The organism is Vannielia sp. SX4 (assembly GCF_052828525.1).
On the sequence record NZ_CM128247.1, the window covers coordinates 2,305,263 to 2,326,177 of the forward strand.

The 20,915-nt window shown below is 65.8% G+C and carries 17 protein-coding genes; 9 read left to right on the forward strand and 8 right to left on the reverse strand.

Features of this window, described 5'->3' with window-relative positions; genetic code table 11:
• Positions 1-4: 4 nt before the first annotated feature.
• The 6 genes from ACUXVX_RS11365 to ACUXVX_RS11390 form a co-directional block, all read right to left on the reverse strand.
• Positions 5-2,224, reverse strand: coding sequence for a chemotaxis protein CheA (locus tag ACUXVX_RS11365; protein WP_446308397.1), 2,220 nt, complete (start codon positions 2,222-2,224; stop codon positions 5-7).
• Positions 2,224-2,616, reverse strand: a complete 393-nt coding sequence (locus ACUXVX_RS11370; RefSeq protein WP_222469443.1) for a response regulator — start codon at positions 2,614-2,616, stop codon at positions 2,224-2,226. The genes ACUXVX_RS11365 and ACUXVX_RS11370 overlap by 1 nt, the downstream gene beginning before the upstream one ends.
• Positions 2,613-2,897, reverse strand: a complete 285-nt coding sequence (locus ACUXVX_RS11375) for an STAS domain-containing protein (protein ID WP_446308398.1) — start codon at positions 2,895-2,897, stop codon at positions 2,613-2,615. The genes ACUXVX_RS11370 and ACUXVX_RS11375 overlap by 4 nt, the downstream gene beginning before the upstream one ends.
• Positions 2,898-3,081: 184 nt before the next feature.
• Positions 3,082-4,047, reverse strand: a complete 966-nt coding sequence (locus ACUXVX_RS11380) for a glucokinase (RefSeq protein ID WP_446308399.1) — start codon at positions 4,045-4,047, stop codon at positions 3,082-3,084.
• The gene (locus tag ACUXVX_RS11385; protein WP_446308400.1) at positions 4,044-5,369 is read right to left on the reverse strand and encodes a GH1 family beta-glucosidase; all 1,326 of its coding nucleotides are present in this window, start codon (positions 5,367-5,369) and stop codon (positions 4,044-4,046) included. The genes ACUXVX_RS11380 and ACUXVX_RS11385 overlap by 4 nt, the downstream gene beginning before the upstream one ends.
• Before the next feature lie 28 nt (positions 5,370-5,397).
• Positions 5,398-6,423, reverse strand: a complete 1,026-nt coding sequence (locus ACUXVX_RS11390) for a LacI family DNA-binding transcriptional regulator (RefSeq protein ID WP_222469439.1) — start codon at positions 6,421-6,423, stop codon at positions 5,398-5,400.
• A 288-nt stretch (positions 6,424-6,711) separates the two neighbouring features.
• On the opposite strand from ACUXVX_RS11390, the gene ACUXVX_RS11395 reads away from it, so the two are divergent.
• The 6 genes from ACUXVX_RS11395 (at position 6,712) to ACUXVX_RS11420 (ending at position 16,368) form a co-directional block, all read left to right on the forward strand.
• A complete protein-coding gene (locus tag ACUXVX_RS11395) occupies positions 6,712-7,980 on the forward strand; it encodes an ABC transporter substrate-binding protein (protein ID WP_446308401.1) in 1,269 nt (422 codons plus the stop codon).
• A gap of 150 nt (positions 7,981-8,130) precedes the next feature.
• Positions 8,131-9,135, forward strand: a complete 1,005-nt coding sequence (locus ACUXVX_RS11400; protein WP_446308402.1) for a carbohydrate ABC transporter permease — start codon at positions 8,131-8,133, stop codon at positions 9,133-9,135.
• A complete protein-coding gene (locus ACUXVX_RS11405) occupies positions 9,135-10,283 on the forward strand; it encodes a carbohydrate ABC transporter permease (RefSeq protein ID WP_446308403.1) in 1,149 nt (382 codons plus the stop codon). The genes ACUXVX_RS11400 and ACUXVX_RS11405 overlap by 1 nt, the downstream gene beginning before the upstream one ends.
• Positions 10,284-10,299: 16 nt before the next feature.
• Positions 10,300-11,946 (forward strand): alpha-amylase family glycosyl hydrolase, encoded by a 1,647-nt coding sequence (locus ACUXVX_RS11410; protein ID WP_446311531.1) that lies wholly within the window; start codon positions 10,300-10,302, stop codon positions 11,944-11,946.
• A gap of 21 nt (positions 11,947-11,967) precedes the next feature.
• Positions 11,968-13,071, forward strand: coding sequence for an ABC transporter ATP-binding protein (locus ACUXVX_RS11415; RefSeq protein WP_446308404.1), 1,104 nt, complete (start codon positions 11,968-11,970; stop codon positions 13,069-13,071).
• A 573-nt stretch (positions 13,072-13,644) separates the two neighbouring features.
• Positions 13,645-16,368, forward strand: a complete 2,724-nt coding sequence (locus ACUXVX_RS11420; RefSeq protein ID WP_446308405.1) for an Rne/Rng family ribonuclease — start codon at positions 13,645-13,647, stop codon at positions 16,366-16,368.
• A gap of 52 nt (positions 16,369-16,420) precedes the next feature.
• Here ACUXVX_RS11420 and ACUXVX_RS11425 read toward each other — a convergent pair whose 3' ends face one another.
• Positions 16,421-16,648: a sulfurtransferase TusA family protein gene (locus ACUXVX_RS11425; RefSeq protein ID WP_446308406.1), complete on the reverse strand. Its 228-nt coding sequence runs from the start codon at positions 16,646-16,648 to the stop codon at positions 16,421-16,423.
• A 229-nt stretch (positions 16,649-16,877) separates the two neighbouring features.
• On the opposite strand from ACUXVX_RS11425, the gene ACUXVX_RS11430 reads away from it, so the two are divergent.
• Positions 16,878-17,636, forward strand: a complete 759-nt coding sequence (locus ACUXVX_RS11430) for a cytochrome c biogenesis CcdA family protein (RefSeq protein ID WP_222469432.1) — start codon at positions 16,878-16,880, stop codon at positions 17,634-17,636.
• Positions 17,637-17,672: 36 nt separating this feature from the next.
• On the opposite strand, the gene ACUXVX_RS11435 is transcribed toward ACUXVX_RS11430, so the two are convergent.
• A complete protein-coding gene (locus tag ACUXVX_RS11435; protein ID WP_446308407.1) occupies positions 17,673-18,125 on the reverse strand; it encodes a hypothetical protein in 453 nt (150 codons plus the stop codon).
• Positions 18,126-18,276: 151 nt separating this feature from the next.
• Between ACUXVX_RS11435 and ACUXVX_RS11440 the strand changes: the two genes are divergently transcribed.
• Positions 18,277-19,533: a hypothetical protein gene (locus tag ACUXVX_RS11440; protein WP_446308408.1), complete on the forward strand. Its 1,257-nt coding sequence runs from the start codon at positions 18,277-18,279 to the stop codon at positions 19,531-19,533.
• A gap of 7 nt (positions 19,534-19,540) precedes the next feature.
• Positions 19,541-20,902, forward strand: coding sequence for a cytochrome P450 (locus ACUXVX_RS11445; protein WP_446308409.1), 1,362 nt, complete (start codon positions 19,541-19,543; stop codon positions 20,900-20,902).
• Positions 20,903-20,915: the final 13 nt, after the last annotated feature.

The window sequence follows — 20,915 nt, forward strand, 5'->3', positions numbered from 1 at the left end:
AGCGTTATCCGGCGAGATCAAGGGCTTGCATGGTGCGACTGCTGCCTGCCGATGCGATCAGGTCGGCGGGGTCGAGGATCAGGGCGATGCGGCCGTTGCCGAGGATGGTGGCGGCGGCGATGCCGGGGATGCGGCCATAGCTCTCTTGCAGACCTTTGATCACCACTTGCCGCTGCTCGACGATCCGGTCGACCACCAGCGCGGAGCGGGTGTTGTCTTCCATCGCGATGAGCAGCACCGAGCTGCCCTCGTAGCTGGCCAGCGGGGAGCGGAAGCCGAGCTTTTCGGCCATGTCCAGGATCGGCACGAACTCCTCGCGAATGCGCACGAGTTGGGTGCCCGCGCCGAGCTGTTCCATGTCGCTGGCCTGAAGTGTGAGGGTTTCAGAGATGGAGCCGAGAGGCACCACGAGAATCTCGCCGCCGGCCTCCACCACCATGCCGTCGAGCACGGCGAGGGTGAGGGGCAGGGAGATGGAGAAGGTTGTGCCGATGCCCGGCTCGGAGGTGATGGTAACGCGGCCGCCGAGCGCCTGGATCGAGCTGCGCACCACATCCATGCCGACGCCGCGGCCCGAGAGGTCGGAGACCTCCTTTGCGGTAGAGAAACCGGGCAGGAACAGGAGGTTGTCGATCTCCTGATCCGACATCGGCACGCCGGGCGGGATGAGACCTTTCTCTTCAGCCTTGGCCTTGACCACCTCTCGGTTGATGCCGCCGCCGTCGTCCTTGATTTCCAGCACGACGCGGCCCGACTTGTGGGCGGCGGTGAGGGTGACGACGCCATCGGCGGGTTTGCCGGCGGCGATGCGGCCCTCTGTGGTTTCGAGCCCGTGGTCGACGGCGTTGCGGACCATATGGGTGAGCGGATCGGCGAGGCGCTCGATCACCGTCTTGTCGATCTCGGTCTGCTCGCCATCGGTGATGAAGCGCACCGACTTGCCGACCATGGCGGAGCTTTCGCGCACGATCCGGCTCATCCGCTGGAACAGGGATTTGACCGGCTGGGCGCGGATCATCATCACGCTTTCCTGGATGTCCCGGGTGAGCTGGAGGAACTCTTCAAGCCCAGAGGAAACGGCGGAGTTGGCGGGGATGCCGGCCTCGGCCACGCTCTGGCTCAGCATGGCCTGGTTGATCACCAGCTCGCCGACGAGGTTGACGAGCCGTTCGATGCGGTCGAGGTCCACCCGCACGGTGGCCTTGGCGCCGCCAGCGGCCTGTTTGCTATCCTTGCCGCCTGAGGGAGCTGCGGCCTGCGGTTTGGCGGCCGGGGCGGGCGCGGGCTTGGCGGCGGGCGTCGGGGCGGCCTCCGGAGGAGGGGCGGGCGTTGCGGCCACAGGCTCAGGCTCCGGGTCTGGTTCGGACTCCTCGCCCGATGCAACTTCGGGGGCCTCGCCGTCATGAACGGTGCCGGGGATGACGATGCTATCGAGGTCGGGCAGGCCAGCGGAGGGGGTGCCGGTGGCCTCGATGGAAAGCTCGCAGAGCCCGTCGACGAATTCGAAGACCTCGGCGGCCTCTTCCTTTTTGGCATTGGTGGCGATCGAGATCTCCCAGCCGATGGCGCCCTCTTCAGGGGCCAGATCGGCAAGGGCGGGGAGCTTGGATAGGTCGCAGGTGCTGGTGATCTCGCCGAGGTCGCGCAGGGCGGCAAGCATGTGACGCGGCTCGTTGCCGGAGGAGAAGAGCTCTGCCGCCGGGTGAAAGCGGATCCGCAGGCCGGGGGGCGTGCCCTCCGCCGGAGCATCGGCGCCGTCGTCGTCGATCGGGTCGAGCGAGAGGGTCATCGGGGCGAAGTCGATCTCTTCTTCGGCCTCCTCCTCCTCGATCACGCCGCCGACCAGCGCCTCGAGGTCGCCCAGCACGGCCTCGGTGGTGGCGGTGTCGAGGCTTTCGCCGTCGCGGGAGGCGCGGACGATGTCGTATAGAACATCGGCGCCGCGGAAGAAGAGCGCGATGGTGTCGCGGGTCGGCTCCAGCCGGCCATTGCGGATTTCGTCCATCACCGTCTCGAAGCGGTGGGCGAAGCGCACCAGATCTTCGAGCCCGAAGGCCCCGGCGCCGCCCTTGATGGAATGCACGGCACGAAAGCAGACATTGATTGTCTCGCTGTCGGTGTCGCCGTCATCCATTGCGGTCAGCCCGTCTTGCAGGCTTTCGAGCAGTTCCTCGCATTCGATGAAGAAGCTGGCCCGGATCTCGGCCATCGGGTCGTTGGACATCAGGCGGCTCCTTTTCCGGCGACCATGTTGATGGCGCGCACCAGCTTGACCGGGTCGAAGGGTTTGACGATCCAGCCGGTGGCGCCGGAGGCGCGGGCGCGGGCCTTCAGCTCATCGGCGCTTTCGGTCGAGAGCACGAGGATCGGCATGGCGGAGTGATCGTCGCGCGCGCGGACTGCGTCGATGAAGCCGAAGCCATCCATCCGGGGCATGTTGATATCGGTGATGATCGCGTCGGGGGGCGTGCCGTCATCGACCATGTCTTCGAGCACTTCGAGGCCATGCAGCCCGTCTTCGGCGACCTGCGGCTCGAACCCGGCCTGGGCGAGGGCGAGCTTGAGCATGTCGCGGATGGTGCGGCTGTCATCCACCGCCAGAATCTTGAGGCTCATTCGGCGAGCTCCTTGCTGCAAAGGTCATCGGGGGAGAGGCCGAAGATGGCGAGCTGGGCCCTGCAAACGTCGCTGAGGCCCTCGACGTTCAGACTCACCCCGGCCTCGCGCCAGCTTTTGGCCGCGGCAAGCAGCACTTGCAGGCCGGGGGTGCCGATGCTTTCGCAGGGGCTGGCATCGATGCTCAGGGGCTTGCCCTCGTGGCCAAGCAGCGCCTCGCGCAAGGGCGCGGCGGCAGGCAGGTCGAGCCGGGCCGGGAGCGGCAGGCTGGCGGCGCTCATCGGGCGGGCTCCCGCTCAGGCGAGGCGAAGGGCTCAAGCATGGGACGACTCCTTCATCCAGTCGGTCGGATGAAGGCAGGGATGCCCGAGAGGTCTTAAGATTAACTTACAGCCGGTGAGGAAATCGCACGCGGGGGAGAGGAATTTTCAACCCGGCCCAAGAGAGCTCGGGGCAGGCGGCCTTTCAGGCGCTGCGGCGCTCGTGCAGATGGCTCGCGCAGCCGATCAGCGGGGCGCGGTCATCGGTGACCAGCGTGACCGGGAAATCCTGCATGAACGCGCCGAAACGGCCCTTGTCGCGGAAGCCTTCGGCAAAAGCGCCGCCCTTCAGCAGCCCGGCCAGCCCCACGGCCACGCCGCCGACCAGATAGACGCCGCCGAAGGGTAGATGCTCCAGCGCGAGGTTGCCCGAGACGGTGCCCATGAAGCGCAGGAAGGTCTGCACCGCGGCCACGGCCTGCGGGCTGCGGGCGCTCTCGGCGGCGGCGATGATCTCGCTACCGCGCAGCTCCGGCGCGCCCCCGGTCTCGGCGCAGTGCCAGCGATAGACGTTCTCCAGCCCGCGCCCCGAAAGCACCTCTTCGACCGCCGGAAAGCCGTGGCTGTCATCGACATAATGGCTCAGCCGCAGGTCGGCCTCGGTGCGGATCGGCAGATTCACATGGCCGCTCTCGGAGGGTGGCACGAAGCGCCCGCCGGGGGTGGTGTGGACCGGCACGGCGTTGAAGCCGGTGCCGACATTGACCACCAGCGCAGTTGCACCGGGGGCAGGGGCTTCGGCCACCGGGATCACCGGCACCAGCCCTTCGGGCGCGATCCGGCCCACGGCGTGGCCGGGGGCTTGCAGGTCGTTCAAGAGGGCCACATCCGCGCAACCGGCGGCGCGGGCGATGGTGGGGATATCCAGCGTCCAGTCGATGTTGGTCAGCTCGGCCACGCCATCCACCACCGGACCGGCGGCAGCGACGCAGGCGCCCTGCACTGAAGGCGCGCCGACCTGCGGCAGATATGCGGCTACTACAGCCTCGAAATCCGGGTAATCGGCATTGCGGAACCGCTGGATGCTGGACACCTCGAGCTCCGGCCCACGGGCCAGCGCCAGACGGGTGTTGGTGCCGCCGATATCGGCGATCAGGGCGGTGTCGGTCATCCGTTGGTCCTCAGCGCGGCCTTCAGTGCCTCATAGGAGGCTTTGGGGGTGCGCTGCAAGCTGTCGTAATCCACGTGGACCAGCCCGAAGCGCGGGCCGTAGCCATGCGCCCACTCGTAATTGTCGAGCAGCGACCAGATGTAATAGCCCTGCACCGGCACGCCCTCGGCGATGGCCTGTTTGACCGCGCCGAGGTGGGCATCGAGGTAGGCGATGCGGGTGTCGTCGGGCACGCCGGGCGTATCGGGCCAGGCCATGCCGTTCTCGGTGACGTAGAGCGGCAGGTCGCCGGTGTAATTGGCGGCGGTGTCGGTCAGAAAGTGGTGCAGACCCTCGGGGTAGATCTCCCACCCCACCTGGGTCTTGGGCAGGTCGCCCGCGCCCTCGGCGTAATGCGGCCAAGGCTGATCGGGGGCGGGAGAGATGAGCTTGCGGGTGTAGTAGTTGAGGCCGCACCAGTCGAGCGGGGCGGTGATGGTGGCGAAATCGTCCTGCCAGCCCTCGGGCATGTGCGGGCCGAGGCCCTCCAGCACATCGGCGGGATATTCGCCCTTGAAGATGCCGGAGCGGAACCAGCGATTGTAGATGCCGTCATAGCGCCGGGCGGCGGCTTCGGCCTCGGGGGAGGCATCGGCGGGCTGGGCATATTCGAAGTTGAACACCGCACCGAGGTTGCCCATGCCCTGCGCCCGCATCGCGGCGATGGCCTCGCCGTGGGCAAGGCAGACGTGGTGCATGGCGCGCGCGGTGGCGCGAATGTCGCGCAGGCCCGGTGCGTGGAGGCCCATGAAATGGCTCAGCCAGCCCACGCACCACGGCTCATTGATCGGCGCGGCGGACCAGATCCTGTCTCCCAGCGTGGACATGATGGTGTAGGTGTAGTCGGCGAACCACTTGGCGATGTCGCGGTTGCGCCAGCCGCCCTTGTCGAGCAGGGGCGAGGGCAGCTCCCAGTGGTAGAGCGTGGCGGCGGGCTTGAGGCCGCGCTCCAGCATGCCATCGACCAGCCGGTCGTAGAAGGCGACACCCTCGGGGTTGGCCGGGCCGGTGCCCTCGGGCATGACGCGCGCCCAGGACAGGCTGAAGCGATAAACATCAAGCCCGGCTTCAGAAATCAGATCAAGGTCTTGCGGCCAGCGGTTGAAGTGATCACAGGCGATCTGCCCGTGCTCGGCATGGGCCACGTTGCCGGGGGTGGCGGCAAAATCATCCCATTGGGTGCGGCCTGCGCCGCCCATGCCGTGGCCCTCGATCTGATAGGCAGAGGTGGCGGTGCCGAAGAGGAAGCCTTCGGGAAAGTCGGCGCGGCTGTGGGTGAGCATGGGAGCGTTCCTGTGGCGATGTGCAGGGCTAGCGCGGGGCCGGGCCGGTGGAGAGGCCGAGGGTCAGATCGGCCTCCATGATGTGCTGGCGTGGGCCGTTCTGGGGCGTGTCGATGAGACCGAGGAGCATCTCGGCGGTGATCCGGCCTGCCTCGCGCACGGAGCTGCGGGTGGCCGTAAAAACAGGCACTTCTCCGCCGTTCTTGAAGTAGCCCAGATCGTCGTCATGGGTGATGATCGAGATGTCGCGGCCCATTTGCAGCCCGCGCTCCTCGACAGCGCGGCGCACGCCCATTGCGGTGATCAGCGAGGAGACGAGGAAGGCGGTGGGCGGATCGGGTTGGGCCAGCATTTCGCGCGCGGCCTGGTAGCCGTAGCTCTCTGTCATTTCTTCAGAGCGGTGGAACTGGGGCAGGAAGGGCAAGCCGCGGGCCTTCAGCGCCGCTTCGAAGCCCTCGCGGCGGCGGATGGCAAAATCCATGCTCTCAAGGCCGTTCAGCAGCGCCATGCGGGTGTGGCCGAGGTCGGCCAGATGCAGGGTGGCCCGCTCGAAGGCACGGCGGTTGTTCACGTCGACATAGGAGTAATCGGTGTCGTCCACCGGGGCGCGGCCGTGAACGATGAAGGGCAGGCCGACCTCCTTGAGCAGGGCGATCCGCGGATCGTCGCGCCGGGGGCCGTGGATCACGATGCCATCGACCGAGTTGCGCTGTGCCATGGAGCGATAGGCGCCGTCTTCGGCATCGTCGGGCACCACGCTGAGCATCATGTCATACCCCGCGCGGGCATAGATTTCACCCGCGCCGCCGATGAAGTCACCGAACACGGGGTTCATCATCTCGTGGTTGGTGCTGATCGGGATCACGTGGCCGATTGCCATTGAGCGCCCGGTGGCGAGGCTCTGGGCGCGGGTGTTGGGGCGGTAATTGTGCTGCGATGCGGCGGCGATCACCCGTTTGCGGGTGTCCTCGTTCACCTCCGGATAGCCGTTCAATGCCCGGCTCACGGTGGTTTGGGAGAGGCCCAGATTCGCGGCGAGCTCCTTTAGGTTCATGGGTTCGTGTCTTCCAAAGCGCTTTAAACTCCAGCCCAAACTAGCCGCGCTTTGGGCAGGCGTCAAAGCCTGTGTCTGCAGCACGCATATGCTGCGGGTGCAGCATTGCCCAATGAAACAAAAGCACTATCTGCGGTGCCATGTTGACGCAGAAGGCGGCTTAGGCCATGCTGAAAGTGTCCAAAGCGCTTTGGAGGATCGAGTCGGATCACTCCTGACCAACAGAAGGCGCGGGAAGAACAGAGGGGCGCGCCACGCGCGTCGCCCTGCAACCGGGAGGATAAATTCATGAAGCATACCATCAAGTCCAGTTGTGCCGTTCTGGCGCTGATGAGCGGACCGGCGCTGGCCGAGCAGATCACCGTCGCCGGCCCGTGGATCGGGGCGGACGAGGAACATGTGCAGGCAGTGCTGGGCGCCTTTGCCGAGGCCTCGGGCCATGACGTGCGCTACACCGGCTCCGACAGCTTCGAGCAGCAGATCGTGATCGATGCCGAGGCGGGCTCTGCCCCCAATGTCGCGGTCTTCCCGCAGCCCGGCCTTGCCGCGGTCATGGCCGAGCGTGGCTTTCTGACCCCGCTGGCCGAAGGCACCGGCGACTGGATCAACGAGAATTACGCCGCAGGGCAAAGCTGGGTCGATCTTGGCACCTATGCCGGGCCGGACGGCAATGATGCGCTCTACGGCTTCTTCTACAAGGTCGATGTGAAGAGCCTTGTCTGGTACATCCCCGAGAACTTCGAGGATGCGGGCTACGAGGTGCCGGAAACGCTGGAGGAGCTGAAGGCGCTCTCGCAGCAGATCGCCGATGATGGCGAGACGCCGTGGTGCATCGGCCTCGGCTCGGGCGGCGCAACCGGCTGGCCCGCGACCGACTGGGTCGAAGACATGATGCTGCGCACCCAGCCGCCCTCGGTCTACGACCAGTGGGTGAGCAATGAGATCCCCTTCACCGACCCGGCTGTGGTGGGCGCGATCGAGGCCTTCGGCGAGTTCGCCCTGAATGATGAATGGGTCGCGGGCGGCACCGGCGCGGTGGCGACCACCGACTTCCGCGAAAGCCCCAAGGGCCTCTTCGATGCGCCGCCCGCCTGCTACATGCACAAGCAGGCCAGCTTCATCCCCTCCTTCTTCCCCGAAGGGTCGGAAGTGGGTGAGGATGTGGATTTCTTCTACTTCCCGGCCAGCGGCGAGGGTGACCTTGGCCAGCCGGTGCTCGGCGCGGGTACGGTCTGGGCGATCACCAATGACAGCCCGGCAGCCCATGAGCTGATCGAGTTCCTGAAGACCCCGGAGGCGCATGAGATCTGGATGGCGCGCAAGGGCTTTCTGACCCCGCACAAGGGCGTGAACCTCGATGCCTTCTCCGATCCGACCCTGCGCAAGATGAACGACATCCTGCTGGGCGCCACCACCTTCCGCTTCGATGCCTCCGACCTGATGCCCGGCGCCGTGGGCGCGGGCAGCTTCTGGACCGGCATGGTCGACTACGTGGGCGGCAAGGACGTGGGCACCGTCACCAGCGAGATCCAGCAGAGCTGGGACGCGGCGAAGTAATCCACCACTCGTGAACCGGTGTGCGGCGGGAGATCGCCGCGCGCCAACGGCCAGCGCGACCGCGGGACAGCTCCCGCCCACCGCCTGCCGCAACCGCCGCCAGACCGCCCTCAGGGGCGCCGCAGCGGCCACCCGGGGAGGGGCGCCATCATGCATCCGGCACTACAAGGGGTCATCACCATCATCGTCGGTGTCGGCGGATGCGTGGCCTACTTCTATTTCTCCAATCTCTTCCTCGACAAGGTGCTCTACCCGGCGCGCGGGCCGAACGCGGGCCGCAATATCAACCGCGCCAACCTGATCCGCCCTTGGCTCTTTCTCGCGCCCGCCGTGCTCGCCCTTGGCCTCTACCTCGCCTATCCGGTGGTGGAGACGCTGCGGCTCTCGCTGACCAACCGGCTGCCGGGCGGCGGTTACGAGTGGGCGGGCCTTGAGAACTACAGCCAGATGGTGGCCGACCCCAAGTTCGGCGAGGCGCTCTTCAACAACATGCTCTGGCTGTTCGTGGTGCCGGCGCTCTCCACCGCCTTCGGCCTGCTGGCCGCCCAGCTGACCGACCGGATCAAATGGGGCGCGGTCGCCAAGTCGATCATCTTCATGCCGATGGCGATCAGTTTCGTCGGTGCGGCGGTGATCTGGAAGCTGGTCTATGATTACCGCGCGGCGGGCGAGGAGCAGATCGGCGTACTGAATGCCATCGTGGTCAGCCTCGGTGGCGAGCCGACGGCCTGGCTCACCGTGCCGTTCTGGAACAACTTCTTCCTCATGGCAGTGCTGATCTGGATCCAGACCGGCTTTGCCATGGTGATCCTGTCGGCCGCCCTGCGCGGCATCCCGGAGGAAACGGTGGAGGCCGCCATCGTCGACGGGGCCAACCCGTTCCAGATCTTCTTCAAGATCAAGGTGCCGCAGATCATGGGCACCATCGTCGTGGTCTGGACCACCATCACCATCGTCGTGCTCAAGATCTTCGACATCGTCTTTGCCATGACCAACGGGCAATGGGAGACGCAGGTGCTGGCCAATTACATGTATGACAAGCTCTTCCGCGCGAATGACTGGGGCGTGGGCAGCGCCTCCGCGATGGTCATCATGCTGCTGGTCACGCCGATCCTTGTCTGGAACGTTTACAACGCCCGCAAGGAGATGCGCTGATGGACAACATCGCAGGCACCAAATCGGGCCTCTCCTGGGCCGTTCAGATATCCACCGTGCTTCTCGTGCTGCTCTGGCTCTTTCCGACCGTGGGGCTGCTCGTCAGCTCGTTCCGCACCGCCGACCAGATCAGCGCGACCGGCTGGTGGAAGGCGCTGTTTCCGACCGAGCAGGTGGTGCAATACCGCACCGACGACCCGGACGACGCCCGCGTTGCCGATGGCGCCGGGTTCGTGGTGAGCGGCAACCTCTTTGGCGAGGAGGGCGGCTCGGTGAAAGCCTTTGGCGTCTCCTCGCGTGACGTGGGCGCCTTCGGCCCCGGCGACACAGCCGACATGGGCGAGGGCGAGAGCATGACCGTCGAGGAAGACGGCAGCTACACGTGGCGCGGCAATGATGATCAGATATCGGGGCGCGGGCAGCGCGTGTTCGTCACCACCACCACGCCGCCCGAGTTTACCACCGCCAACTACGAGCGTGTGCTATTTTCGGGCGACCGGACGGACAGCATGGCCAAGGCCTTTTTCAACACGCTGACGGTAACGATCCCGGCGACGATCATCCCGATCCTGATCGCGGCCTTCGCGGCCTATGCGCTGGCGTGGATGGATTTTCCGGGCCGGGCCCTGCTGATCGCCGCCATCGTCGCGCTCTTGGTGGTGCCGCTGCAACTGGCGCTGATCCCGCTCTTGAAGCTCCACAACGAGGTGGGGATCGGCAAGGGCTACCTTGGGGTCTGGCTGGCGCATACGGGCTTTGGCCTACCGCTCGCCATATACCTGCTCCGAAACTACATGGTCGGCCTGCCGCGTGACATCATCGAGAACGCCAAGGTCGACGGGGCGACGGACTTTCAGATCTTTACCAAGATCGTCCTGCCGCTCAGCTTTCCGGCGCTCGCCAGCTTTGCCATCTTCCAGTTCCTCTGGACATGGAACGACCTGCTGGTGGCGCTGGTCTTCCTCATCGACAGCTCGGGCGACACCACGGTGATGACCCGGCAGATCGTTGAACTCCTCGGCACGAGGGGCGGCAACTGGGAGATTCTGGCCACGGCGGCCTTCGTCTCCATCGCGGTGCCGCTCTGCGTGTTTTTCGCAATGCAAAGGTTTCTCGTGCGCGGCCTGCTGGCCGGCTCGGTGAAGTGAGATGACAATGAAAGATATGAACAAGGTTGAAGAGGCGATCGCCCAACGTGCGGCCAACCCCGACTGGTGGCGCGGTGCGGTGATCTATCAGGTCTATCCGCGCAGCTATCAGGACAGCACGGGCGACGGGGTGGGGGACCTCGCGGGCATCACCGCGCGGCTCGATCACATTGCCTCGCTCGGGGTGGATGCGCTCTGGATCAGCCCCTTCTTCAAGAGCCCGATGAAGGATTTCGGCTACGACGTGAGCGATTACCGCGATGTCGATCCGATGTTCGGCAGCCTTGCGGATTTTGACGCGCTGATCGACCGGGCGCATGACCTCGGGCTGAAGGTGCTGATCGACCTCGTGCTCAGCCATACCTCCGACCAACACCCGTGGTTCAAGGAGAGCCGGAAGGATCACACCAACCCGAAGGCAGATTGGTATGTTTGGGCCGATGCCAAGCCGACCGGCGCACCGCCCAACAACTGGCTCTCGATCTTTGGCGGGAGTGCGTGGCAGTGGGATGGCGGGCGGATGCAGTATTATCTGCACAACTTCCTGACCTCCCAGCCCGACCTCAACTTCCATTGCCCGGAGGTGCAAGACGAGCTGCTGCGCGTGGCCGAGTTCTGGTTGGAGCGCGGGGTGGATGGCTTCCGCCTCGATACGATCAACTTCTACGTCCATGACGCCGAGCTGCGCGACAATCCGGCGCTCGACCCGGCCTTGCGCAATGACCAGACGGCCCCTGCGGTGAACCCCTACAACTGGCAGGAGCACCTCTACGACAAGTCCCGCCCCGAGAACCTCGCCTTTCTCAGGCGCCTGCGCGCGGTGATGAAGCCCTATGGCGCCGCTGCCGTGGGCGAGGTGGGCGATGCGCAGCTTGGTCTCGAGATCCTCGGGCAATACACGGCGGGCGATGACATGATGAACATGTGCTACGCCTTCGAGTTGCTCGCCAAGGACATGCCCACCGCCGGTTACGTGGCCGACACCATGCACCGCGTCGAGCGGGTGGCGGCGGACGGCTGGGCCTGCTGGGCCTTTTCCAACCATGACGTGCCGCGCCACATCAGCCGCTGGAACCTCTCCGAAGAGGCCGCTCGGGCCTATGTGGTGCTGATGATGTGCCTGCGCGGCTCCGCTTGCCTCTACCAGGGCGAGGAGCTGGGGCTGCCCGAGGCCGATGTGGCCTTCGAAGACCTGCAAGATCCCTATGGCATCGAGTTCTGGCCCGAGTTCAAAGGCCGCGATGGCTGCCGCACGCCGATGGTCTGGGATGCGGGCGTGCATGGCGGGTTCAGCCACGGCAACGAGGCGCGGCCTTGGTTGCCGGTCTCTGCCGACCATCTGCCCAAGGCGGTGGCCGAGCAGGAAGGCGACCCCGAGGCCATGCTGGCCCATTACCGCCGCGCCATCGCGCTGCGCCGCGCCCATGCAGTGCTGGCCAAGGGCGCACAGGAGATCGAGGCGCAGGGCGACCTGCTGGTGATCCGCCGGAGCGGGCAGGGCGGGGAGGTGCTGGCGCTGTTCAATCTCGGCGAGGGCCGCGTGAGCCATGCCGTCGAGGCCGGATGGGCGCCGCTGCCCGAGGCCGCCGGGCTGGGCGCCGCTGCGCCCGAGGGCGGCAAGGTTGATCTGGGACCGTGGGGCTTTGCCCTGCTGGGCCGCTGAGGAAAGAGGGAGGAGACCGCCATGGCGGAGCTGAAACTGACCGATGTGGCCAAGACCTACGGCGGCACCGTCGATGTCTTGAAAAACATCAACCTCGATATCGAGCAGGGCGAGCTGATCGTCTTCGTCGGCCCCTCGGGCTGCGGCAAGTCCACCCTGCTGCGGATGATCGCGGGGCTCGAAAAGATCACCGGCGGCACGCTGGAGATCGACGGGCAGGTGGTGAACGACGTGCCGCCCTCCGAGCGCGGCATCGCGATGGTGTTCCAGAGTTACGCGCTCTACCCGCATATGACGGTGCGGGAGAACATGAGTTTTGCGCTGAAGCTGGCGAAGAGGTCGCAATCCGAGATCGACGCGGCGGTGAATGCCGCCGCGAAGAAACTGCAGCTCGAGCCCTATCTCGACCGTCTGCCCAAGGCGCTCTCGGGCGGGCAGCGGCAGCGGGTGGCGATTGGCCGGAGCATCGTGCGTGACCCCAAGGTGTATCTCTTCGACGAGCCGCTCTCCAACCTCGACGCCGCCCTGCGGGTGGCAACCCGGATCGAGATCGCCCAGCTCAAGGAGGCCATGCCTGAGAGCACGATGATCTATGTCACCCATGACCAGGTGGAGGCGATGACGCTGGCCTCCCGCATCGTGGTGCTGGCGAACAAGGGCATCGCGCAGGTCGGCACCCCACTGGACCTTTACGAGCGGCCCGAGAACGAGTTCGTCGCGCAGTTCATCGGCTCTCCCGCGATGAACCTGCTGCGCGGTGTGGTGGTGGAGACCGGCGAGCGGACCGGCGTGACCGTGGGCGATGGCGGCGGCATGATCTGGTCGGACGTGCCGACCACGGGCGATGACCTGAACCGCGAGGTGAACGTGGGCATCCGCCCCGAGGATATGCTGCCAACCGAGGATGAAAACTACGCCTTCGAGGGCACGGTGGATATCACCGAGGCGCTCGGCGAGGTGACACAGCTCTACTTCGCCGCGCCGAAGATGGATGAAGACACCGATACGGTGATCGCCAAGCTGCCAGGCGTGGTCCGCGACATGCGCGGCAAGACGGTGCGGCTGACGGCGGCGCCGGAGAAGGTGCATCTCTTCGCAGAGGGGCGCTCGCTGCTCTACAGGTGAGGGGCGATGGCAGCTGTGCGGCATGCCTGCACGGGATCAAGCCGAAGGCGCCGTGCAGCGTCATGCTGGAAGCATACCTTCAGCATGGCCCGCCCCCGGGCCGGCGCTGCACCGCTTCGACACACTCAACCTAAACGTGTGCCGCCCCCGCGCTTTTGCCATTGTCTTTCAACACCGCACTCCGTTATGGTCGGTCCACGGACCGTCCGGGGCATGTGCCGCGCGGTGGTCTGGAGCGATTTCCCTGGCAGGGACGGGCCTACCGCGAGCCGCAAGCGCCGCCACCGCCCATCCGCCAGAGTTAACCGGCCCCGAGAGCATCTGACTTGAAGGGCCACATGGCCCGGCCCGCCACGTGCAGGCCAGCCCCCCGAACGGGCGCGACCGCCTCATGGCCGGGACGCGTCGGAGACAAACCGCGATGCAACGCGTGAGAACAGGCGAGGAGGCAAGGGAAGCTGCATCAGCACGCGCCCTGCCGCTCATGTTCCGCGCCCATCCCCAATCCAGACACGGTCATCCAAGCCTCAGCCCGCCAGGGCGTGGGCGAGCTTCGCCGTGCAATGAGTTAATATGGCTAAGAAAATGCTTATCGACGCCACCCACGCCGAGGAGACTCGGGTGGTCGTGGTCGATGGAAACAAGGTCGAGGAATTCGACTTTGAAACAGTCAACAAGCGCCAGCTAGCAGGTAATATCTACCTCGCGAAAGTGACCCGCGTGGAGCCCTCGCTTCAGGCGGCCTTCGTGGATTACGGCGGCAACCGCCACGGCTTCCTCGCCTTCAGCGAGATCCACCCTGACTACTACCAGATCCCGGTGGCCGACCGGCAGGCGCTGCTGGAAGAAGAGCGCGCCTACGCCGAGGCCCAGGCCGCCGAAGAGGAGGCGCCCAAGAAGTCGCGCCGCCGCCGCTCGCGCTCGAAGAAGTCCGACACCAAGGATGCCGTCACCACCAAGGAAGTGGATGGCGCCATCGCCGGTATGGATGTGGTCGACCTCGGTGACGAGGAAGAGGCCGATACGCTGGTGAGTGAAGAGGGCGCCACGCCCGAGGCTGCGGCTGAAGAGACCGCCGCCGAGGCTGGCTCCGAGGCCGAAGAGACCCCCGAGGCGGCACCTGCCGCAGAGGCCACGCCTGAGACGGCGTCGGACGATGAAGACGAGGCAGGCGACGACGAGGACGACGGTGACGAGGGCGATGAGCCCACCGCCGCCGACAAGGACGAAGAGATCGAGTCCGTCGCCGAAGAGGACGTGCAGGAAGAGATCCGCCAGCCGCGCAAGCCGCGCCCCCGCCGCTACAAGATTCAGGAAGTGGTGAAGGTCCGCCAGATCATGCTGGTGCAGGTGGTCAAGGAAGAGCGTGGCAACAAGGGGGCCGCCCTCACCACCTACCTGTCGCTCGCTGGCCGCTACTGCGTGCTGATGCCCAACACCGCTCGTGGCGGCGGCATCTCCCGCAAGATCACCAATGCCGCCGACCGCAAGAAGCTGAAAGAGATCGCCTCCGAGATCGACGTGCCGCAGGGCGCGGGGCTGATCGTGCGGACGGCGGGTGCCAAGCGCACCAAGACCGAGATCAAGCGCGATTACGAATACCTCAAGCGCCTCTGGGAGCAGATCCGCGAGCTGACGCTGAAGAGCGTGGCGCCCGCGCCGATCTACGAGGAGGGCAACCTCATCAAGCGGTCGATCCGCGACCTCTACTCGAAGGAGATCGACGAGGTCTGGGTCGAGGGCGAGACGGGCTACCGGACCGCCAAGGACTTCATGAAAATGATCATGCCGTCCCACTCCAAGAACGTGAAGCAGTACAACGAGGGCCTGCCGCTCTTCGCCCGCTACCAGGTCGAGAGCTACCTCGCCGCCATGTTCAACCCGACGGTGCAGCTCAAGTCGGGCGGTTACATCGTGATCGGCGTCACCGAGGCGCTGGTGGCGATCGACGTCAACTCGGGCCGGGCCACCAAGGAAGGCTCGATCGAGGAAACCGCACTCAAGACCAACCTTGAGGCCGCCGAAGAGGTGGCCCGCCAGCTGCGCCTGCGCGACCTTGCCGGCCTCATCGTGATCGACTTCATCGACATGGAAGAGCGCAAGAACAACGCCGCCGTGGAGAAGCGCTTCAAGGACAAGCTGAAGACCGACCGCGCCCGCATTCAGGTGGGCCGGATCAGCGGCTTCGGCCTGCTGGAAATGTCGCGCCAGCGGCTGCGCCCCGGCATGCTCGAGGCCTCCACCCAGCCGTGCCCCTCGTGCCATGGCACCGGCCTGCTGCGCTCCGATGACAGCATCGGCCTCGCCATCCTCCGCCAGATCGAGGAGGAGGGCACCCGCCGCAAGAGCCGCGAGGTTCTGCTGAAGGCACCGGTGGGCATCATCAACTTCCTGATGAACCAGAAGCGCGAGCACATCGCCTCCATCGAGGCGCGCTACGGGCTTTCGGTCCGGCTGGAAGCCGATGCGCATATGATCTCGCCCGATTTCGCGCTGGAGAAGTTCAAGACCGCGACCCGCAGCATCGCCGAGGTGACCGCCCCGGTGATCTCTATCGACACCACCGACCTTCCCGACATCGAGGAGGAAGAGGAGGATCTGGCGCAGGCCGAGGCTGCGGAGACCTCCGAAGCCAGCGGTGACGAAGAGGACAAGCCGAAGCGCAAGCGCCGTCGTCGTCGTCGCCGTCGTGGCAGCAGCAATGGCGAGGAGAATGGTGCCGAGGCCCAGGGCGAGAGCCAGGGTGAAGGCCAGAACGAGGGTCAATCCGAGGGTCAGTCTGACGGCAGCGGCGCCGAGGCGGCACAGGCTGAAAGCACTGACGCCGGGTCTGAGGGCAATGCGCCCAAGGAAGCCGCCGAGGGCGAAGAGGCTGCCAGCGAGGAGAAGCCCAAGCGCTCCCGCCGCCGCCGCTCCCGCAAGAAGCCGGCCGAGGCCGAAGAGGGCGCAAGCACCGAGGCCGCCGAGGCACCGGCAGAGGCTCCTGCCGAGGCCGCCGAGGCTGCCCCGGTTGAGGAAGCGCCTGCCGAGGAGCCGGCTGCCGAGGAGAAGCCCAAGCGCCGCCGCACCCGCAAAAAGGCCGCGCCTGAACCGGTGGCCGAAGAGACCCCGGCCGAGGCCCCTGCGGACACGCCGGCCGACGCGCCTGCCGCTGAGGCTGAGGCTGAGGCTCCGGCGGAAGAGGTTGCCGCCGAAACGCCCGCCGAGCCGGAACCGGTGCTGGAGACGGCCGAGGCCGAAGCCAGCGAGGAGCCGGCCAAGCCAAAGCGCAAGGGCTGGTGGTCGCTCGGGCGCTGAGCCTGCGGCGATACCAAGAATTATAAAGGGGCGTGCCTTGCCGGGCGCGCCCCTATTTCTTTTGGATCATCCAGACTATGGCCGCGCCCGCCTCTTCCTGCGACAGCAGCAGATGGCCCGACTCGGCGCAGTAATGCGGCATGTCGATAAGCGCGGCAGGATCATCGGTCTCGATCCGCAGCACCTCGCCCGGCGCAAGCGCCTGAAGCCGCTTGGCGGTTTTCAGGACGGGCAGAGGGCACAGCAGGCCGGTGGCGTCGAGGTGGGCGTGGTGGGTCATGCGCAAGGGGTAGCCGAAGGCCGGGGGAGGGGGAAGGGGGCTGAGAGGGCCTGGCTTTCATGGAGAGCGTGTTTCCCGGTGGCACCGTCATGCAGTGGGGGGCCAGCCCCCCACACCCCCCGGAGATATTTGAACCAAGATGAAGGGCAGGTGGGCGCGGTGATGCGCCACGGGGTTGTGAGGAAGCAGGGGGTTTTCGGCCCGGTGCGGGCGGCTTAAAGGGGAAGGCATGTTTGGCATCGACATCATGGACGCCGCGCTCTTGCCGGCCATTCTCATCGCCATCGTGGGCGGGCTGATCTCTTTCGTCAGCCCCTGCGTGCTGCCGATCGTGCCACCCTATCTGGCCTATATGGGCGGGATCTCGATGGACGAGATGGAGGGCAGCGGCGCCTCCGCCGGGCGGCGGCGGGTGCTGGTGGCCGCAGGGTTCTTTGTGCTCGGCCTTTCGACCGTGTTCCTGCTCCTCGGCGCGGCGGCCTCGGCGCTTGGCGGCGTGTTCCTGCAGAACCGCGAGTGGTTCACCATGGGGGCCGGGCTGGTGATCATGGTGTTCGGCGCGCATTTTCTCGGCGTCTTCACCCTGCCGTTCCTCAACCGCGAGGCGCGTATCGATGCGGGCGACCGGGGCGGCTCGGCGATGGGGGCCTATGTGCTGGGCCTCGCCTTCGCCTTCGGCTGGACCCCCTGCCTGGGGCCGATCCTCGGCGCGATCCTCTCGATGGCGGCGATGGAGGGCGATGTGGCGCGCGGGGCCTTCCTGCTGGCGCTCTACGCCCTCGGACTGGGCCTGCCGTTTATCGCGGTGGCGGCCTTCTTCCCGCGGCTCAAGGGGCTGATGGGCTGGATGAAGCGGCACATGGGCCAGATCGAGCGGATCATGGGCCTACTGCTCTGGACGGTCGGGCTGCTGATGCTCACCGGCGCCTTTTCCGATTTCTCCTACTGGCTGCTCGAGATCTTCCCGGCGCTGGCGACCGTGGGGTGAGGGGTGATCGAAAGATCACCCCACTTTGCTCGGAACCTAGCGTTTGGGCATCTTATCGTAAGTCTTTCTAAGAGTGCCTATTGTGGGCACTCGGATGCCGAACCAGTTGAATTTGTTGACGGCACTGATTTCCGTGAGGATATCTTGGCCATCACGAGAAACAACACCATCGCCAGGCAACTCTGAGTCCTTGTTCACGACGATTACGTTAAGCGGCGGTAGGTCATTATCGATGCAATAATGCCCAACTATTCCCAGTTGTCGATTGAGCGTATGCTGTGCGCCTGGCTTTCCCATTAGTTCGGCAAGTTCGTCGTAATGGATTAACTCAGGAAGCTCGTTGCGCAGCCGTTCTGGTATCGCAGGATTCGTCCTCATCATCGAAAAACCCGTTAGAACGAGCCAAATCTGCTGTGCCTGAACGTATAGGGGGTCTCCTCTTCCAAAAGTTTTGATCTGGTTAGCTGCCAATTTCTTATCCGAAGCCATGTTTGTGTTCCTCTGTGATTGGGATCGGTGCGGTTTTGCACTAGAGATGCGATATAGCATGAAACGTGCGATATGGCAAGTGTGAAAATGCGTGTCCCAAGTTTCGCCAAAATCCCTTGCTAAGAGCGCCGGAACGGCAAGGATAGGGGCCATGGCTGAGACGCGGGCAGAGCAGGATGTGGCACGCCGCCGGGTGATCTATATCCCCGGCTACGACCCGTTTCATCCGCGCCGCTACCGCGAGCTCTACCGCAAGGAAAGTGCCGCGCAGGCGGCGATTTCGGGCTATGAGATCAGCCAGCACGCCGCGAAGGGGCAGGGGCCCTTTGCATGGGGCGTGGAGAGCGTGGTTGGCGGGGCGCGGACCGAGGCGGAGATCGAGGTGCTGCTCTGGTCGGACATCGTGAAGGCCTCGATGAACCCTTCGATCCCGGCGACCTATGCGATGCTGCTGCGTACCGCATGGACTTATATCGCCTCTGGCGCGCTGTTCCGGCTGATGCGGCTCAGGAAGGGGCCGGTGATTGCCGCGCTTTACCCCATCGTCTTTCTGCTCGGGCAACTCCTGCTGGCCGTGGGCCTTGGCTACGGGGCCGCGCGGCTCGGGGCCTGGGCGCTGCTGCAACTGCCGGTGCCGGTGCATCTGGGCACGACCGGCGTGATGCTCGGGATCATCCTTTTCGTGGCGGTCACATGGGGCGTGCTCAGCTGGTTTCGCAAGCGCGACAACAAGTTCTTCGCCTACTACCTGATGCACGATTACAGCTACTCGGCCCGCCACAAGGGCGCCAACCCGCCGGAGCTGGAGGCGCGGATCGCCGCGTTTCGGGCGCGGGTGGAGGAGGCGCTGGCGAGCGATGCGGATGAGGTGCTGGTGGTCGGGCACAGCTCGGGCGCGCATATCGGCATCTCGGTGCTGGCGGACCTGATGCGCAGCGGGTGGACTCAGGGCAGCGGGCCGCGGCTTGGCTTCCTCACCCTCGGGCACGTGGTGCCGATGGTGAGCTTTCTGCCCAAGGCCGACCGGCTGCGCGCCGATCTGCACGACCTGTGCCAATGGGACCAGATCACATGGGTCGATGTGACCGCGCCGGGCGATGGCTGCGCCTTTGCGCTCTGCGATCCGGTGGCGGTGACGGGCGTTGCCCCCGAGCAGGGCAAGCGCTGGCCGCTGGTGTTCTCTGCCGCCTTCACCCAAACGCTGTCGCCCGAAACATGGGCCAAGGTGAAGCGGCGGTTCTTCCGGCTGCATTTTCAATATCTTTGCGCCTTCGACCGGCCCGGCGATTACGACTATTTCCTGATCACCGCAGGCCCGCTCTCGCTCGGCACCCGCTATGCCGAGCGGATGCCATCGAAGAGCCGGATCGAAACCCCTGCCTCGCGCTATACCTCGCGGGCGGCGTGACGCCGCGATGAGCTGCCCGCATCTGCCGCCCAAGCCGCCCTCGCGGCCCGAGAAGACCTCGCTGCTCAACTACGCGCGGCTGTTCCGGGCCGATATCCTCTCGGCCCAGCCCGCCAAGCTCTACCGCGCGTGGATGGCCGAGTTCCGCACGCCGTTCTTCCGCAGCTACCTCATCAACCAGCCCGCTCTGGTGGACCTTGTGCTGAAGGAGCGGCCCGATGACTTTCCCAAATCGGGGCGGGTGCGTGAGGGGCTGGCACCGCTCCTGGGCAATTCGGTCTTCGTGACCAACGGCGAGACATGGAAGCGTCAGCGGCGGATCATCGACCCGGCCTTCGAGGGCGGGCGGTTGAAAGAGACCTTTCCGGCGATGCTGGAGGCGGCGCAGGCCTGCGTGGCGCGGATGGAAGCGCGGACTGGTGAGATCGAGGTGGAGGAGGAGACGAGCCACGCGGCGGCGGATGTGATCTTCCGCACGCTGTTCTCGATCCCGATCGAGCATGAGGTCGCCGCACAGGTCTTCTCCGAGTTTCGCGCGTATCAGCGGGCGCAGCCGATCCTGAATATCGCCGCCTTCCTGCCGCTGCCCCGGTGGTTTCCGCGCTTCCACAAGCGCGAGGTGAAGCGCACGGCGGCCTCGATCCGGCGGCTGATCACCGGGCTGACGGCGGACCGGGCAGCGGAGATCGCGGCGGGCAGGGCGCCGGACGATCTGGCGACCAAGATCATGACCACGGCAGACCCGAAGACTGGCGCGCGGTTCGACACCGAGGAGATGGTCGATCAGGTGGCGATCTTCTTTCTGGCCGGGCATGAGACCTCCGCCTCGGCGCTGGCCTGGGCACTCTACCTGCTCGCGGCCTTCCCCGAGGTGCAGGAGCGGGCTGCGGAGGAGGCGGTCACGCTTCCGGAAAATCCCGGATTTTCAGATATCTCCGGCCTCAAGTTCATCCGCGATGTGTTCCGAGAGACACTCCGGCTCTACCCGCCGGTGCCGATGATGGTGCGGGAGAACGTGAAGCCCGAGACCTTCCGCGACCGTAAGGTGAAGCGCGGCAGCCAGATCGTGCTCAGCCCTTGGCACCAGCAGCGCAACGAGCGGCTCTGGAGCAACCCCGATGGGTTCGATCCGGGCCGTTGGGCAACCGAGGAGGGGCGGCGCTGCGGGCGGGAGGCCTATATGCCGTTCTCCGCCGGGCCGCGCGTGTGCACCGGGGCCGGGTTTGCGATGGTCGAGGGGCCGCTCATTCTGGCGATGCTGCTGCGGCGGCTACAATTCGAGACGGTGGAAGGCAGGGTGCCCCGGCCAGTGGCGCATCTGACGGTGCGGGCGGCGGAGGGTATCCATCTGAAGGTGTCGCGGCGGTAGCCTCGCGGATGGG